The sequence below is a fragment of the Actinoallomurus liliacearum genome, assembly GCF_039542035.1.
GTDB classification, from domain to species: Bacteria; Actinomycetota; Actinomycetes; order Streptosporangiales; family Streptosporangiaceae; genus Actinoallomurus; species Actinoallomurus liliacearum.
In genome coordinates, this window is sequence record NZ_BAABHJ010000011.1 from 61136 (window position 1) to 77602 (window position 16467).

Annotated in this window: 18 protein-coding genes; 4 read left to right on the forward strand and 14 right to left on the reverse strand. The window is 71.4% G+C overall.

The window, feature by feature from the left end:
• Positions 1-175: 175 nt before the first annotated feature.
• Entirely contained in the window at positions 176-1372 is a 1197-nt protein-coding gene (locus tag ABD978_RS20170) for a helix-turn-helix domain-containing protein (RefSeq protein ID WP_345356410.1), read from the reverse strand.
• A gap of 136 nt (positions 1373-1508) precedes the next feature.
• Here ABD978_RS20170 and ABD978_RS20175 point away from each other — a divergent pair, with 136 nt between their 5' ends.
• The gene (locus ABD978_RS20175; protein ID WP_345356413.1) at positions 1509-2375 is read left to right on the forward strand and encodes a Gfo/Idh/MocA family protein; all 867 of its coding nucleotides are present in this window, start codon (positions 1509-1511) and stop codon (positions 2373-2375) included.
• On the opposite strand, the gene ABD978_RS20180 is transcribed toward ABD978_RS20175, so the two are convergent.
• The 7 genes from ABD978_RS20180 to pgsA all read right to left on the reverse strand — a co-directional run bounded on the left by ABD978_RS20180 (position 2369) and on the right by pgsA (position 8625).
• Positions 2369-3013 carry a DUF6928 family protein gene (locus ABD978_RS20180; protein ID WP_345356416.1) on the reverse strand — a complete coding sequence of 215 codons (645 nt, stop codon included), beginning with the start codon at positions 3011-3013 and terminating at the stop codon, positions 2369-2371. The genes ABD978_RS20175 and ABD978_RS20180 overlap by 7 nt on opposite strands.
• A gap of 216 nt (positions 3014-3229) precedes the next feature.
• Positions 3230-4147, reverse strand: a complete 918-nt coding sequence (gene pdxS / locus ABD978_RS20185) for a pyridoxal 5'-phosphate synthase lyase subunit PdxS (protein WP_308206030.1) — start codon at positions 4145-4147, stop codon at positions 3230-3232.
• Positions 4148-4251: 104 nt separating this feature from the next.
• Positions 4252-5292, reverse strand: a complete 1041-nt coding sequence (locus ABD978_RS20190; protein ID WP_345356419.1) for a DUF3048 domain-containing protein — start codon at positions 5290-5292, stop codon at positions 4252-4254.
• An 87-nt stretch (positions 5293-5379) separates the two neighbouring features.
• Positions 5380-5937: a hypothetical protein gene (locus ABD978_RS20195; RefSeq protein WP_345356422.1), complete on the reverse strand. Its 558-nt coding sequence runs from the start codon at positions 5935-5937 to the stop codon at positions 5380-5382.
• Positions 5938-5939: 2 nt separating this feature from the next.
• Positions 5940-7070 carry a glycosyltransferase family 4 protein gene (locus tag ABD978_RS20200; protein WP_345356425.1) on the reverse strand — a complete coding sequence of 377 codons (1131 nt, stop codon included), beginning with the start codon at positions 7068-7070 and terminating at the stop codon, positions 5940-5942.
• Positions 7071-7117: 47 nt separating this feature from the next.
• Positions 7118-8005, reverse strand: a complete 888-nt coding sequence (locus ABD978_RS20205; protein WP_345356428.1) for a phosphatidylinositol mannoside acyltransferase — start codon at positions 8003-8005, stop codon at positions 7118-7120.
• Entirely contained in the window at positions 8002-8625 is a 624-nt protein-coding gene (gene pgsA, locus ABD978_RS20210; protein ID WP_345356611.1) for a phosphatidylinositol phosphate synthase, read from the reverse strand. Before pgsA ends, ABD978_RS20205 begins: the two co-directional genes overlap by 4 nt.
• Before the next feature lie 233 nt (positions 8626-8858).
• Here pgsA and ABD978_RS20215 point away from each other — a divergent pair, with 233 nt between their 5' ends.
• Both ABD978_RS20215 and ABD978_RS20220 read left to right on the forward strand, forming a co-directional pair.
• Positions 8859-11003 (forward strand): elongation factor G-like protein EF-G2, encoded by a 2145-nt coding sequence (locus tag ABD978_RS20215; protein ID WP_345356431.1) that lies wholly within the window; start codon positions 8859-8861, stop codon positions 11001-11003.
• Between the two features lie 126 nt (positions 11004-11129).
• Positions 11130-11957, forward strand: a complete 828-nt coding sequence (locus tag ABD978_RS20220; protein ID WP_345356434.1) for a polysaccharide deacetylase family protein — start codon at positions 11130-11132, stop codon at positions 11955-11957.
• An 81-nt stretch (positions 11958-12038) separates the two neighbouring features.
• Here the strand turns inward: ABD978_RS20220 and ABD978_RS20225 are convergent, their stop codons facing one another.
• From ABD978_RS20225 to ABD978_RS20245, 6 genes are all read right to left on the reverse strand, one after another.
• Positions 12039-12452, reverse strand: a complete 414-nt coding sequence (locus ABD978_RS20225; protein ID WP_345356437.1) for a thiol-disulfide oxidoreductase DCC family protein — start codon at positions 12450-12452, stop codon at positions 12039-12041.
• 110 nt (positions 12453-12562) lie between these two features.
• Positions 12563-13774 (reverse strand): beta-propeller domain-containing protein, encoded by a 1212-nt coding sequence (locus tag ABD978_RS20230; RefSeq protein ID WP_345356440.1) that lies wholly within the window; start codon positions 13772-13774, stop codon positions 12563-12565.
• A complete protein-coding gene (locus ABD978_RS20235) occupies positions 13771-14376 on the reverse strand; it encodes a SigE family RNA polymerase sigma factor (RefSeq protein ID WP_345356443.1) in 606 nt (201 codons plus the stop codon). Before ABD978_RS20235 ends, ABD978_RS20230 begins: the two co-directional genes overlap by 4 nt.
• 78 nt (positions 14377-14454) lie before the next feature.
• Positions 14455-15006: an HIT family protein gene (locus ABD978_RS20240; protein WP_345356446.1), complete on the reverse strand. Its 552-nt coding sequence runs from the start codon at positions 15004-15006 to the stop codon at positions 14455-14457.
• Between the two features lie 69 nt (positions 15007-15075).
• A complete protein-coding gene (locus ABD978_RS43940; protein WP_364443110.1) occupies positions 15076-15168 on the reverse strand; it encodes a DUF397 domain-containing protein in 93 nt (30 codons plus the stop codon).
• Positions 15165-16070: a helix-turn-helix domain-containing protein gene (locus tag ABD978_RS20245; protein ID WP_345356449.1), complete on the reverse strand. Its 906-nt coding sequence runs from the start codon at positions 16068-16070 to the stop codon at positions 15165-15167. The genes ABD978_RS43940 and ABD978_RS20245 overlap by 4 nt, the downstream gene beginning before the upstream one ends.
• Positions 16071-16180: 110 nt before the next feature.
• Here ABD978_RS20245 and ABD978_RS20250 point away from each other — a divergent pair, with 110 nt between their 5' ends.
• On the forward strand, positions 16181-16441 hold the full coding sequence (locus ABD978_RS20250) for a hypothetical protein (RefSeq protein ID WP_345356452.1): 261 nt from the start codon (positions 16181-16183) through the stop codon (positions 16439-16441).
• Positions 16442-16467 lie beyond the last annotated feature (26 nt).

Consider the following 16467-nt stretch of genomic DNA (forward strand, 5'->3'; position numbering starts at 1 on the left):
TGTACGGACAATGAGCCTAGTGCCTGTCATAACAACGACAGCAGGGAGTGATCTTCCCCCGCTCGCGTGGGCGCGCCCCGCCCGCCGCCTGCCGCGCGTCGCCTCCCGGCCCGCGCCCGTCACCTGCCGCGCGTCGCCTTCCGGCCCGCGCCCGGCGTCCCGCCCGCGCCGCGCCTCACACCTGGACCGCGACGGACCGCGCCATGCGGCGCAGCTCCGGGGTCAGGTGCCCGACGTCGACCACGACGTCGCCGACCACGGCGCAGGCCGGTCCGGCGGGTGAGAACGACTCGGCGCACAGGCTCTCGGCCGCGCGCAGCGTCTCCTCCGCGGCCCGCAGGTCGCGGATCTCCGCCTGGGCCCGCGCGACGTCGATCAGATGGCGGCCGTACGACCTGCGCGGCAGCTCGTCGGCGTGCACGTCCTCGGCCGCGCGCAGTGCCAGGCCGGGCTCGTGGAGCATCGCGTAGTCGCGGGTGGCCTGCGTCGCCACGCGGGCCGGGCCGAATCCCACGTGGTGGTCGAGGCGATCGCGGGCGAACCGGTGCGCGGCCGACCCGGCGATTCCCAGGTACTCGGTCATCGACGCGGTGCGCTCCGCCGCGCTGGCCGCCGCCATGGCGGCCAGCATCAGGCCGCCCCACACCGTCAGGTCGCGAAGCGCGGTCTCGTCCATCGCCGGCTCAGTGCTCGCGGCGATCGAGAGCGCGTGCTCCTCTGACGCCCGGTGGCGGCCCTCGCAGAGCAGGGTCCACGAGTAGGTGCCGTGGAGCGTCTCCCACTCGAGCTCGTCGCTGCCGCCCTCGGCGGCCCGGATCGCGCGTTCGGTGGCGATCTCGGCGAGGTCGCACCTGCCGTAGTGCACGAACAGGCGCGCGGCGAGTTCGTGCGCCTCGGCGAGCGGCCCGGCCGCGCCCGGCCCGAGCTCGCTCGACGCCAGGCGAGCCTCGCCGATCAGGCCCGGCAGGACCCCGACGAGCCGCCTCAGGTTCCCCGCCCGGTAGTCGCGCCAGGCGGCGTCGACGGCGGCGTTCAGCTCGGCGAGGTCGGGGGCCTCGCCGGCGTCGTCGGCGTCCATGCCGGGCATCGAGTCCGCCGACGCGACGACGTCGCGGACCTGTCGGACGTCGTCGGGCATGGCCGGGGCGCGCTCCTCGGGCCGCCGGCCGCCGAGCAGCCGGGAGATCCCGACGTTCAGCGCGTCCGCGAGCCTGGTCAGCGAGGTGTAACGCGCCGTCTGCCGCCGGCCGTGCTCGAGCTTCTCGATCAGGTCGACGTCCACTCCGGAGTCGTCCGCGAGTTCCTGCCGGGTCAGGGAGCGCCCTTCGCGGAGCGACCTGAGCCGGTCACCGATGTTGTCGGGCTCGGACACTGTTCTGCACCCCCTGGTGCCATCTGCGCTCCGATGCGGCGCTGCAATTAAGGCTATGACCGAATTATCCAGAGCGGAATGCCTCAAACCGGATATCGGGCGCTGGTCGAGAACCTTCGGAGCCTATGGTGGAGGTGTGGAGGTCACGGTCGGCCTCGCCGGCGCGGATCACCGGGCCGCAGAGGCCTACGCCCCGTCGATCGCGGCGCATCCGGACCTTGTGTTCGCCGGCGTATGGGCGCCGTCGCCGCAGGACGCGCGGCGGCTCGCCGAACGCCACGCCGTTCGGGACTTCGCCCGGCACGACGACATGGTCCGGGAGTGCGACGCCATCGTGTACGCGCTGCCGCCGGCCGCTCAGGCCGAGCTCGCCCTGATGGCGCTGGGCCACGGCAGGGCCGTCCTTCTCGGCCGGCCGATCGCCGGCGACCTCGCGGGGGCGGAGCGCCTGGCGATCGCGGCGCGGACCACGGGCGCCCCGACCCAGGTGGCCCTGACCTGGCGCTACGCGTCCGCCGTACGGGAGTTCCTCGCCCAGGAGGTACGACGGACGCGGCCGCGCGGCGGAACCGGACGGTGCGTCGCCGCCCCGCCGATGCCCGCGCTACCGGCCGAACGCGGCGTGCTCCGGACCCTCGGACCCGACCTGATCGACCTGCTCGACGCCGCCCTCGGGCGCGCCCTCGCCGTACACGCGCGCGTCGACTCGTCGGGATGGACGGGGCTGACGCTGGAACACCCGGGCGGCCGGTTCAGTGAGGCGTTCCTGTTCCCCACCGACGACGCCGGATCGCACCGCGCCGACGCGGAGGTCTTCGGGCCCGGTGGGGTGGCGGAGCTGGACTGCGCCGCCGCGGTCGGACGGGACGCGTACGACACGATGATCGCGGAGTTCGTCGAGGCGATCCACGACGGCAGGCCGCATGAGCTCGACGTGCGCCACGGCCTGCACCTGCAACAGGTGATCGAAGAGGCCGACATGAAGGTGCTCGCCGGTCAGTGAGAGCCTCTGCCCATCCTGCTCAGTGAACGGATCTTGAACCGGCGGAGCGAGAGCTCCAGGGGCAGGAAGCCGTCCCGGCCGCGCTCGCCGAGGCCCCGGCCGAACAGGTACTCGCGGGCCAGCGCCAGGCCGAACTCCTCGTAGTCGAACGGCAGGGGCACGTCGGGCGCACCCTCGTCGATCGCCTTCCAGAAGGGCGCCTCCGCCGGGAGCCGCTCGCCCAGGTCGACGACGACGCCGTCCTCGGCCGTGACGAACACGTCGCGGCGCGGCCGGTCGCCGGCGTACCACCGGAACCAGCACCCCGACACCATGCTGTGCAGGACGAGCACGCCGCAGGTCGAGCCGGGCAGCGCCGCCGCGATCTGGTCGGCGAGTGTACGGGCCTGGTCGTCGACGTCGTAGAGCCGCCGGTCGCAGACGACCAGCGCGTCGCCGTACGCGCCGACGAACAGCTCGTCCTCGAACGGCCACAGCGCGAAGTCCAGGACCGTGTCGCCGCTCTCGACGATCGCCGACTCGGGGTAGAGCCGCCGCGCCAGGTCGGCGGCGGCGTCCGGGTCCGGGGTCAGGCCCTGCCGGAACGCCCGGACCGGATCGTCAACGCTCGCACACGCGAGCGCGATGGACCACGCCATGGGTCTCGTCCCTCCTGCGGCCACTGCACGGGTACCGCGGAAGCGTCACGCCGCCGGGCCCAGTCAGGGTAGCCCGCCGACGCCGGACTGGGGAGGGCCCGACCGTGCCGGGATCTTGCGCGCCCGGGTGACGGGCCCTCCGGGCCCCCTGGCCGGGGGCCCCTTCTCCAGGATGCTCGGTCCTCATGCCCGGACGGCGACGCGGGCCCGTCGTCCCTACCAGCCGCGCCCGGCGAGCCGGTCGGAGTCCTGCAGCGTCGAGACGTTGATGCCGACCATCGCCTCGCCGAGCCCGCGGGACACCTTGGCGATGACGTCGGGGTCGTCGTAGAAGGTGGTGGCCTTCACGATCGCCTCGGCGCGCTTGGCCGGGTCACCGGACTTGAAGATGCCCGAGCCGACGAACACGCCCTCGGCGCCCAGCTGCATCATCATCGCGGCGTCCGCCGGGGTGGCGATGCCGCCCGCGGTGAACAGCACGACGGGCAGCTTGCCGGCCGTGGCGACCTCCTTGACCAGCTCGTACGGGGCCTGCAGCTCCTTGGCCGCGACGAACAGCTCGTCCTCGGGCAGGGCGCCGAGACGCCGGATGTCCTGGCGCAGCCGGCGCATGTGCGTCGTGGCGTTGGAGACGTCACCGGTGCCGGCCTCGCCCTTGGAGCGGATCATGGCCGCGCCCTCGGTGATGCGGCGGAGCGCCTCGCCGAGGTTCGTGGCGCCGCAGACGAAGGGCACGGTGAACGCCCACTTGTCGATGTGGTTCTCGTAGTCGGCCGGGGTCAGGACCTCGGACTCGTCGATGTAGTCGACGCCGAGCGCCTGCAGGACCTGGGCTTCGACGAAGTGTCCGATGCGCGCCTTGGCCATGACCGGAATCGACACCGCGTTGATGATGCCCTCGATCATGTCCGGGTCGCTCATCCGGGAGACGCCGCCCTCGGCGCGGATGTCGGCGGGCACCCGCTCGAGCGCCATGACCGCCACGGCGCCGGCGTCTTCAGCGATCTTGGCCTGTTCCGGGGTGACGACATCCATGATCACGCCGCCCTTGAGCATCTCCGCCATGCCCCGCTTGACGCGGGCGGTGCCGGTCTCCGGGGTGGCAGTGGGCTGGGCGGGGGTGGCAGTGGACACGGGCTACCTCTTAGGAGAAATCGATCACGCTTGTCGCTCTCCATGGTAGTTCCAGGTGGGAGGGGCCGGTGCCGGGCTCCGCCGAGGCCCGATCATGCCCGCGTTCACGGGGTGACGGGACGGCCCGCGTTCACGAGGACGACCCAGACCTGGCCGGGCGCGAACGTCATCGGCTGCCCCGACGGGGTGGTGAAGGTCGTGCCCTGATCCTCGGCCGCGCGGGACCAGCGGGCGTCGTACGCCTTGCCGTCGCGCAGCACCGTCGCGGTGCCGCTCCCCACCGTCTGCACCAGGGGCGTGTAGTTGCCCAGGAAGTCGTGGAACTGCGACCGGGTCGTGCGGACCCGCTGGACCACGACCGTCTGGCCGCCGAGCCGCCCGCCTTCGGCGGCCTGGTCCGGACGGCCGTCCTGCGACACGAGCCAGCGGTGTTCCTTGGCCGACCAGCGGAATTCGAGCGTCGCCGACGGGTAGCGCGCGGTGTAGGACGTCGTCGGGGTGCCGCCCGACGGTGCGGTCCCGAACCGGAAGCCGATGTCCCGGGCCTTCGTCGCTCCGGGGGCGCCGGCGAGCAGCTGTTGTGGTGACGCGTACAGGTTGTACGGAGCGGGATGCGGTCCGAGCCGGGTGTAGGCGGCGGATGCCTTGTCCGGGGACACGTCGATCAGCGGCGCCCGGGCGAGGTAGGGCTTCATCTTGCTCTGCACGCCGGAGTAGGCGAAGGCGGGGCGGCCGAACTGCGGCAGGATGTGCAGGTCCGAGATCCGGGCGCTGCGGACCGGCCCGACCCGGGGCGGAAGGGTCGAGGAGTAGACCGCCATGATGCGGGACAGACCGCCCTCGACCTGCTCGACGTAGATGATGTCCGCCGAGCGAAGGCCGCGCTGCGGCTTCGCGGATCGGGTGTTGTCGACCTTCACCGCCAGAACGGGGCCGTTCCGGGCGCCCGGCCGGCCGGTGAACGGATGGACGGCCCGGGCCGACGGGGAGGGGGTGGCGGACACCGCCGGGGTGGGGGTGCCCACGGCCCGCGGCGGGGCGGCGCTGTTCGGCTCGCTGGAACACGCCGAGAACGTCAGGACGGTGAGCGCGGCCGTGCTCAGCACGGCGGCGCGTGGACCTTTATGCGGCTGGAGAACGGACATGAGGCGTCCTCTCCCACTATTCCGGGAAAGGGCCAGACTAGCCGAACGGCTCGTCCGCCGACGGCACCGCCCGCGCATCCGGGCCGGTCAGCGCGCTGGTACCGCTCCGGCCGAGGTCTCCGGCGGGGCGTCGTCGATCTCGAAGAACTCCGGGAGCGGCGCCCGGCCGGCCAGGTGCAGCAGGCGCGGCAGGAGTTTGCGCCGCGCCGTGCGCGTCGCGGTCACCGCGTTGTTGTAGAAACTGCGCGCGTACGCCGCCTTCCGCGCGGCGGCGTCGAGCTCCTCGAGCAGGGCCGCGCCGTCCCCGCGGCCGGCCAGGGTGTCGCGGAAGCCCGGCTGCTCGATGACGGCCCGTAGCGCGCGGGACAGGTCGCTCTCGGCGAACTCCCGGTTGTCGGCGTCGGCGATGCGGGCCTCGTGCGCGGCCGCGGCCAGCAGCAGGCTGGTGGCCGGGTCGAGGAGGCGGGAGGCGGCGAGCTCCAGGGCGACCGCCGCGCGCCGGACGAGCGCGACGTCGAGCCCGGCGCGCGCGGTCTCCAGGCGCACGTGCAGCCGGTCGATGCGGGTGGCGCGCCAGGAGACGTAGACGCCCAGCAGGATGACGACCGCGGCGGCGAGCGCGATGTTGAGCAGGACGTGGTACATGCTCAGATCGCCGACGTCTCGACGACGGTGGCGTCCCCGGCGACGGTCTCGTACACGCGTACGACGTCGCGGGCGACGGTCGACCAGTCGTAGGCGCGCACGGCCGTCTTGGCCTCCGCCGACAGCTGCTTGCGGCGGGGCGGGTCGTCCAGCAGGTCGGCCGCCGCGGCGGCCAGCGCCTCCGCGTCGCCGACCGGGAACAGCGCCCCGGCCCGGCCGTCGAGCAGCACGCGCCGGAACGCCTCGATGTCGCTGGCGAGGATCGGCGCTCCGGCCGACATGGCCTCGGCCAGCACGATGCCGAAGCTCTCCCCGCCGGTGTTGGGCGCGACGAACACGTCGACGGAGTGCAGCGCGCGGACCTTTTCGGCCTCACTGACCAGGCCGAGCATGACGACCCGGTCGCGAAGACCCGGTGAGACCCGGGCGAGGATCTCCTCCTCGTCACCGGGCCCGGCCAGCAGCAGCCGCAGCCGAGGCCGTCGCCGGCCGAGGATCTCGAAGGCGGACAGCAGGATCGGCAGGCCCTTGCGCTGCTCGTCCATGCGGCCGAGGAAGCCGAGCGCGCCGTCGTCTCCGGGCCAGCCGGGCAGCGGCTCGGCCATGGCGTAGCGCTCGGTGGTCACGCCGTTCGGGATGAGCACGGCGTCGCCGCCGAGGTGCTCGACGAGGGTCTTGCGCGCCTTCTCCGACACCGCGATCCGCGCGGTGATCTTCTCCAGGGCGCTCTGCAGGATCGGGCCGGCCGCCGACAGCGCACGGGACCGCTCGAATGAGGCGTGGAAGGTGCCGACGATGGGCCCGTCGGCGGCCCAGCAGGCCAGGACGCCGAGCGAGGGGGCGGCCGGCTCGTGCACGTGGAGGACGTCGAACCCGCCCTCCCGGATCCAGCGGCGCACCCGGCTCGCGGACAGGAACCCGAACGCCAGCCGCGCCACCGAGCCGTTGTAGGGCACCGGCACGGCGCGGCCCGCGGAGACGACGTACCAGGGCAGCGGCGTGTCGTCGTCGGCGGGCGCGATCACCGACACCTCGTGGCCGAGCGCGACCAGCGCCTCGGCGAGGTCACGGACGTGCTGCTGGACGCCGCCGGGAACGTCCCAGGTGTAGGGACAGACGATCCCGATCTTCATCGACCGCCCGTCCTTCCCACCGCCCGTGCCGTCTCACTCATCTCATCTCACCGGAGGTCCTCGAGCCAGACCCGCTGCAGCATGTGCCAGTCCTCCGGGTGGGCGGCGATGCCGCCGGCGAAGACGTCCGCGAGGGACTGCGTCATCGCGCGGACCTTGTCCTGCCGCTCTCCCTCGTCGGGCACGGGGATCTCCTCATGGACGTGAACCGCCCAGTCGGCTCCTTCGTACCACAGGGTGACCGGGCGCAGCGCGGCGCCCGTCTCGATGGCCAGCGCGGCGGGCCCGGCGGGCATCTTCGCGGTCTCGCCGAAGAACTCCACCTCCACGCCCGACGCGGTGAGGTCCCGGTCGGCGACCAGGCAGACCAGGCGGCCCTCGCGCAGCCGGGCGGCCAGGGTGCGGAAGACGTCGCCGTCGCCGCCGGTGGCCGGGAGCACCTCCATGCCGAGGCTCGCCCGGTAGGCGATGAACCGGTCGTACAGCGACTCGGGCCGCAGCCGCTCCATCACCGTGGTGAACGGCACCCCGGACAGCGTGATCCAGGCGCCCGCGTGATCGTAGTTGCCCATGTGCGGGAGGGCCGCGACGACGCCGCGCCCGTCGTCGACGTCCTTGCGCAGGTCCTCGATGCCGGTGATGCGCATGCCGGACAGGATCCGCTCCCGCCGGGTCGCGGGCAGCCGGAACGCCTCCATCCAGTAGCGCATGTACGCGCGCATGCCCCGGCGGCTCAGCTCGCGCAGGTCCTCTTCGGAGACGTCCGGGCCGACGACCCGGCGGAGGTTCTTCTCCAACTGCAGCACGCCGCGGCCGCGCTGCCGCCAGGTCCGGTCGGCGATCAGCAGGAAGATGTCCCGGGCGACCGGCTCGGGCAGCCGGCGGACCGCCGCCCAGCCCAGCGCGTACGCCGCGTCCGCCGCCTCGTCCCTCATGACGGCTCGCTCACCTCGAGCACCTCGAGCTGGCGGCGCACCGCCACGAACCGCTGCACGACGGTGATGGCGCTGGCCACGGCGAGGAGCCAGAGCCCGATGGCCAGGACGTACGGGACGCCGAGCCCGTCGAGGCCGATCGCGACGAGGCTGACGATCAGCCGCTCGCCGCGCTCGGCGATGCCCACGGTGGCGCCAACGCCGATGCCCTCGGCGCGCGCCCGCGCGTACGAGACCAGCGCGCCGGACACGAGGCAGAACAGCGCGAGGCCGATCATCAGCAGGTCCTGGTGGTCCTGCCGGGCGAAGTAGAAGATCAGCCCGGAGAAGATCGCCGCGTCGGACACCCGGTCCATGTTGGAGTCGAGGAAGGCGCCGAAGCGGCTCGTCTTCCCCGTCACCCTCGCCACGGCGCCGTCGAACATGTCGAAGAACACGAACACCGTGATGACGACGGTTCCCCAGAAGAACTCGCCGCGCGGGTAGAAGCCGAGCGCGCCGCCGACGACGCCGAGCGTGCCGATGAGGGTGATCGCGTTCGGAGTGAGACCTGTGCGGGCCAGCGCCCTGCCCACCGGCGTGATCACACGCGAAAGGGCCGGCCGCAACTGGTTGAGCATTGCCATCCTCTGATCGTCTTCTGGCCGCGATTTCATCGCCCCGTGGCCGTAGCCGCGCCATCCCCCGGGCGGGCCAATCGTAGTGCGTGGCGTCGGTGCAGGTGGGAACGGCTCATATCAGGTAGGCCTCAACCCGATCCTGGTCACCCCTTGTGATATGTGGCCGGGACGGTAATGGTGGTGACCACGGGTGTGGCGCCCGTCACACCCATCCGTCCTTTGGAGGTGGGCACGTGGCGGACAAGACAGCTCCCCAAGCCGCCGGTAGGGCACCGACGGTCGACCAGCCGGACAAGATTCGCAACATCGCGCTGGTCGGCCACTCCGGAGCGGGTAAGACGACGCTCGTCGAGGCGCTGCTCGCTGCGACCGGTACCATCCAGCGGCCCGGTCGCGTCGAGGACGGCTCGACGGTCAGTGACCATGACGAGGTCGAGATTCGCCAGCAGCGCTCGGTGAACCTCTCGCTCGCCTCGTTCACGCACGCGGGGATCAAGATCAACCTCCTCGACACTCCGGGCTACGCCGACTTCGTCGGCGACCTGCGGGCCGGGCTGCGGGCGGCCGACGCGGCACTGTTCGTGGTCTCCGCGGTCGACGGTGTCGACGGCCTCACCCGGATGCTGTGGGAGGAGTGCGCGCTGGTCGGCATGCCGCGCGCGGTCGTCATCACCAAGATCGACCAGCAGCGCGGCGACTTCGACGAGGTGCTGACCGCCTGCCAGGACGCCTTCGGCGAGGGCGTGCTGCCCTGCTACTTCCCGTGCGAGGCCGGCCTGATCGGCCTGCTCACGGGCAAGTGCTTCGACTACTCCTCCGGCGAGCGCGTCGAACGCGACCCGGACCCGGAGTTCCTGGACCGCCTCACGGAGCAGCGCGGCGCCCTCATCGAGGGGATCATCCAGGAGAGCGAGGACGAGACGCTCATGGATCGCTACATCTCCGGGGAGCAGATCGACGTCAAGGTCCTGGTCGAGGATCTGGAGAAGGCCGTGGCGCGCGGCAGCTTCTATCCCGTACTGGCCACGTCGGTCCCGCACGGGGACCACCCCGGGCCGGTGATCGGCATGCGCGAGCTGCTGGAGGTGATGACGCAGGCGTTCCCGTCGCCGCTCGAGCACGGCATCCCGGCGGTCACCAAGGTCGACGGCTCACCGGCGGGCGACCTGAACTGCGATCTGGGCGGGCCGCTGGTGGCCGAGGTCGTCAAGACCACCTCCGACCCGTACGTCGGCCGGATCTCGCTGGTCCGGGTGTTCTGCGGCACGCTCCGGCCGGACGAGACCGTGCATGTCTCCGGGCACGGGCTGGAGGACCGCGGCCACGAGGACCACGACGTCGACGAACGGGTCGGCGCGATCACCTCTCCGCTGGGCAAGGCCCAGCGCACGATGTCCTCCTGCATCGCGGGGGACATCTGCGCGGTCGCAAAGCTCACCCACGCCGAGACGGGCGACACGATCTCTTCCAAGGACGCCCCGCTGCTGATGGCGCCCTGGTCGATGCCGGATCCGCTGCTGCCGACGGCGATCCAGGCCAAGTCGAAGGCCGACGAGGACAAGCTGTCCCAGGCGCTGGCCCGGCTGGTGGCCGAGGATCCGACGCTGCGGCTGGAGAACAACTCCGAGACCCGCCAGCTCGTGCTGTGGAACATGGGCGAGGCGCACGCCGACGTGCTCCTGGACCGGCTGCACAGCCGGTACGGCGTCGAAGTGGAGACCGTGCCGCTGCGGGTTCCGCTGCGGGAGACCTTCGGCGGCAAGGCCCAGGGCCTGGGCCGGCACGTCAAGCAGAGCGGCGGGCACGGGCAGTACGGCATCTGCCACATCGACGTCGAGCCGCTGCCGTCCGGCGGCGGGTTCGAGTTCGTCGACAAGATCGTCGGCGGCGTCGTCCCGCGGCAGTTCATCCCGTCGGTCGAGAAGGGCCTGCGGATGCAGATGGAGCGCGGGGTCATGGCGGGCTACCCGATCGTCGACGTCCGGGTCACCCTGCACGACGGCAAGGCGCACTCGGTGGACTCCTCGGACATGGCCTTCCAGACCGCCGGGCAACTGGCGCTCAAGGACGCGGCGGGCAAGACGCAGATCCTGCTGCTGGAGCCGGTCGACGAGGTGTCGGTGCTGGTCGCGGACGACTACGTCGGCGCGGTGATGTCGGACCTGTCGTCCCGGCGCGGGCGGGTGCTCGGCACCGAGACGGTCGCCGGAGGGCGTTCGCTGATCAAGGCGGAGGTCCCGCAGTTGGAGATCACGCGGTACGCCATCGACCTGCGGTCGATGTCGCACGGCACCGGGACGTTCAGCCGCTCGTTCCTGCGGTACGAGCCGCTGCCGTCGCACCTCGCCGAGAAGGTCGTCGCCGAGGCGAAGGAGTAGCCCGTGCGCCGTGTCACCCGTACGCCCGGCGTACGGGCGACACGGCGCGCCAGAGCGCCTGGGAGGACAAATCGCTCATCCTCCGGGATGACGATTTGTTAACCAACCGTTTGAGATGATCTCGGCATGGCTGATACGGGGGCTGAGGAGCACGGCAGACGCTCGGTTCTGCGCGCCGTGGCGCTCGGTGGCGCGGGGGCGGCGGTCGGACTGGCCGCCGGAGCGGCGATCGACTCGGCGGAGGCGGCACCCGCCACACCCCACTCGGCGATGGCCGTGCCGTCAGCGGGGCCGTGGCGGCCGGGCGAGGGGCACGTCGACGTGACCTGGGCGGTGAACACCTCCCAGAAACTGGTGGCCCTCACCTTCGACGACGGCCCGATGCCGAACTGGACGCCGATGGTCCACGACATCCTGGACGAGGAGAAGGTCAAGGCGACGTTCTTCCTCGTCGGGCAGCGCCTCGTGCGCAACGCCCGCCTCGTGCACGGCCGGATGGACCGGCATGAGGCCGGCAACCACACCTGGGCGCACCGGAACCTCGCGCAACTGGACCACCGGGCGGCGCTGTCCCAGATGCGGCGGGCGCACGCCGCCATCTCGGAGATCACCGGACGGGAGCCGCGGCACCTGCGCCCGCCGTACGGCAACATCGGCGGCACGACGCTCAGCGCGGCGGGTGTCCTCGGCTACAACCTCGTCCTGTGGTCGATCAAGATGCTGGAGAAGACGTACGAGAAGCACCCGCCCAAGCTGGTCGACTACATCGTGAACAACACCGCGCCGGGCACGATCCTGCTCGCGCACGACACTGGCCACCAGGACCGCCTCGTGGCGCTGCGGAACCTCTCCCCGATGATCCGCGGGCTGCGCGCCAAGGGCTTCGAGTTCGTCACCGTCTCCGAACTGATCCAGGCGGGCGCCGCCGCGCCGGGCACCCGCACGGCGCAGTGACGGCGGACGGCGACCCCTCGGTCGGCTGACTTCCACGCCCGCACGTCCAAACGCCAGGGCCGCGACGACCTCGCCCGCCGCTCAGCGGGCTCCGGGGCGCTCGGCAGCGGGCAGGACGCAGGCCGGGGTGCCGCCCGGCAGCCGGTGCCGGTTGTTCGCGATCAGGCGGTACAGCCCGTGCGCGGCCCAGCGGAACGGCGCGACCCGGACGAGGAGACCGAGCGGCCGCCAGCACCCGCCGGCACTGATCAGCACCCGGGCCACCGCCTGCGCTCCGCCGTGGACGCGACCGGCCTCGATCCAGAGCACCTCGTACGCGGCACGCTCGGCGGTCGTGCCGAGCGCCGCCAGGTCCGCGTCCTGGAAGGCGACGACCTCGGCGTCCGCCGGCACCCGCAGCCGACGCCCCTCGGACGGCCCGGTGTCCCCGATGAGCCGGACGGCCTTCGTACAGATGCCGCAGTCCCCGTCGTACACCAGAACCGGTCGCCCCATGAGCCTCATTCTCGCCGAGCCGGTCAACCGCCATCGGTGCGGGGCGGAGCCGACGGCTCGCCGCGGGCCCTGCCGGTATCGGACCCACGGCGGTGCCTCAGCGGCTCCCGTCACCAGGCGAGGTCGTTCGGGTCGAACGCCTCGTCATGGGCGTCGGTGTGCTGCAGCGTACGGAACCGGCCGTCGTCGATACGACCGAACCCGACGTCGTTCAGGTTCCCACCGTCGTGGAACAGCAGGTGACGACCGCTCGGATCGGTTCGAAGCGCGACGCGCCCGGACCAGTTGGGAAGCGGAGGCACAGGCTGTCCGTCCATGGTCTCGTGGTAGAGCGTGCGGAGCACCCGACCGTCGGCGACGGCGATCTCGCAGATCGTGTACGCCCCGTCGAGCGGCGTGTACTCCCCCACCACGCTGATCGTGTCCCCGTCCCCGCTGATCGCGGCCGCCCAGAGGTTCGTCAGCCGCGCGGACTGGCGGACCAGGATCCTGCTCGACAGCAGGCTGGAGCCGTTCGCGTCCGTGTCCAGGAGCCTGACCACACCGTTCTTGGTCAACGGGTGGTTCCCGTCGTCCGGCTGATGGGTGGGTTCCCGGCGGAGGAAGGCGACCTTACGGTCGTCGGCCGTCCAGGACAGACTGGAGACGACGCTCTCCCGCGGGTCCGTCCACTCCCGTTGCGCGCCGGTCCGCAGATCGACCACGCCGATCTTGTAGAAGAGACGGTCCGCCGGGATGCCACAGGGCAGCACCGCGTAGGCGAGCTTTTTGCCGTCCGGGGAGACGGCGAGCCCTCCTGGCAGCGCCTCCCGGCGCATGGTCCCGCCCTGGATCCGCGTTCCCAACGGGGTGAAGGAGGAGATCTTGCCGCTGTCGGCGACCCGCATGCGGTAGATGTGGATGGTGTTGCACGCGGTCTGCCGGATCGGCACCTCCATGACGAAGAAGGTCCGGTTGTCCTGAGCGGCGCCGACGTACTGGAAGGTCAGGCCGTGCGACGCCGCCCTGGTGTCGTACAGCTGCTCCGTCCTGGAGTCGCGGACCTCGACCCGCGACGCGCCCTTCGGGGACTCGCCGAACCCGGTCGCCGCCACGATGAAGGCCGGTCCGCCGCCTCCCGCCGCCGCGTCCGGCTGCGAGCGCCCACTGACCATCACGACGAGGGCGACCGAGAAGGCCACCGCGACCGCGCTCATCGCCGGCACCGCCCACGGAAACCGCCGGCGAGATCTCGGGAGGGACAGCGGCCGTACCGTTTCCGGCCGCACCGTACGGGCCCCCTCGGTGAAGGCCTGGCGAAGACGATCTTCGGTCCTGGTCATGCTTCCTCCCCGAGCTTGGTGGCGAGCGCGGCGAGCGCCCGGGAGGTGGTCGACTTGACGGTGCCACGGCTGACGCCCATCACCTCGGCGATCTCGGCTTCGGAGAGATCGAGGTAGTAGCGCAGCACCAGCGCCTCACGCTGGCGGCGCGGCAGCGATCGGAGCGCGACGAAGACCTCACGGCGGTCCTCCCCCAGCAGCGCGGCCGACTCCGCCGACCAGATGGGCGGTTCGTAGTCGCCGCCGAAGCGCCGCGCGATCGCGCGCCTGCGCAGCACCCCGCGACAGCCGTTGATCACCGACGTGCGGATGTACGGCAACGGCTTCTCGGGATCGCGCAACCGGTCGATCCGGCGGTGCACGGCCGCGAAGGCGTCCTGGACGACGTCCTCGGCGGTGGCCTGGTCCCCGACGATGAACAACGCCATCCGGACGAGTTCCAGGTGGTGTCGGCGGAAGACGGCTGTCAGGACCACGGCCGAGCCGTGGTCCTGCCCTGTGGCGACATCGGGCTCCGCCGCCAGGGCATACTCCGGCGATGCGCCGCCGGCGCCGTCGCGCGGTCCGTGCCAGGCCGCGCCCCGCTCCGCAGCGATCTTCAATCTCATATCTCTTACATGCGGGGCACGCCGGAATGGTTGCTCGCCGCGCGGAACTTCCGCTGAGGCCTCGACCGGGCCTCAGTCGTGCGGCCAGGCGTCCGCGATGAGCTGGCGGGTCTCCCGCAGCAGCTGGGGCAGCACCTTCGTCTGGCCGATGACCGGCATGAAGTTGGTGTCCCCACCCCACCGGGGCACGATGTGCTGGTGGAGGTGAGCGGCGATGCCCGCGCCGGCGACCGTGCCGAGGTTCATGCCGACGTTGAAGCCGTGGGCGCCGCTCGCCTTGCGCAGCGCGGTGATCGCGTCCTGGGTGAGCCGGGCGACCTCGGCGGTCTCCGCGTCGTCGAGCTCGGTGTAGTCCGCGACGTGCCGGTACGGGCACACCATGAGGTGACCGGAGTTGTACGGGTAGAGGTTGAGGACGACGAACGCGCTGTCCCCGCGCCGGACGATCAGACCGTCCTCGTCGCTCATCTTCGGGATCTCGCAAAACGGGCAGCCGTCGTCCGCTCCCGCCCCGGTGGGCTTGCTCTCACCCTTGATGTAGGCCATCCGGTGCGGGGTCCACAGGCGCTGGAACTGGTCGGGCTCCCCGACTCCGTACTGTTCCTCATGGTCGGACTCGGTCATGCCAGCAGCATAGGGCCGCCTCCCGAGCACCCCGCCCACGGGTCCCGAACGAGCGCTCGGTCATTCATGTCAGGCCGTTACGACAGCCACCTCGACGCAGTTACCGCTGCCCTCGGAACTATGGGTACTGACTCGCCAAAAGGGATCCGGGGATCCGGTCATGCCAGCTCCTTCCCCAAGGCCGTAATGAAGCCGATGGAGTCATCGGGGTCTAGCGCAGACTCTCGCAGGCGATCGTATCTGGCGGCGAGTCGTTCCGCTTCGGCCGATTCGACGTACAGGGAGCCTCCCGGTCCCTCCACGTGCGCGACCTTGGGAAATGGATCCGCCATCTTGATAAGTCGAAACCCACCGTCCGGGCTGGCGTGCGCGCCTACGGTGAAAGGCAAGACGCGAATATCGACGTTCGGGCGTTCGGCCGCAGTGAGGATGTGCCTGATCTGGGCGTTCATCACTTCCGAGCCACCGACGGACCGGCGAAGCGCCGCCTCATCGAGTACAACGTCCAACTGAACGCTACCGTCCAGGATGCGCTGCCGCGACATCCGCAATTCCACCCATCGCTCGACGCTCTCGACCGGAGCGTCTGGGTCGGCCGCTCGAATCAGGGCCGTTGCATAGGCCCGGATCTGCAGCAGAGAGGTCACCGGGAAGATGCTGTAGGCACCGATGTACTCCGCCCGGCTTTCGAGCCAGACGAGGTCGATGAGGGAGCCGTCGACCTGGCCGGAGTACTTGTCCCACCAGCCCTTCTGCCAGACCTCGGTGGCGAGGTGAAGGAGGATCTCGCGCTGGCGGGCCTCCTCCACCCCGTACAGGTCGATGAGGGCCATCACGTCGCCGCGGCGAATCGGGTAGACGCCCGTCTCGAAGCGGCTGATCATCGACAGGTCGCGCTGGAGGTACTCCGCGGCGTCCTTGAGCGTGAGGCCGTTCGCCTCACGAAGGTCGCGCAGCAGGTGACCGAGCCACTGAGCCCGTAGCGTCGCGCGCCCGCGCTTCCCCATGTCGCCTCCCAGGCCAATTTTGAGCTTTGCCTTGAACCTCTCTTTGCTCTGTGTCACCGTACAGCTACCCAACGCACATGCGCATGGGAATGAAAAAGGTCGAAGCGGGTGCCCGAGTTTGACGGCCCGGCACCCGCCTCGACCACACGCCGACCGAAGGAGTCGCGATGCACCAACGATCCGCGCCCTCTGTCTACCACGGCAGGGGCCTCATCGCCCGGCTCTCAGCACGGCTGCGCCGTCGGCCGGAGCTGCCACGGATGTTCGCGCTCGTACGGGAGGACGACGCGGACGGCACCGAGTTCGTCGCCTGGGGCATGGCCCTGCCCGACGGACGGGCGGTCACCTTCGGCAGAGGCAACATCGGAGAGTGGTCGAGCCCGGCGGGCGCCGCCCGCCGGATGTTCGCCGATCTGCGCTGGCTGTGATCGGCGTTTGAGAGAGATCCCTGGCG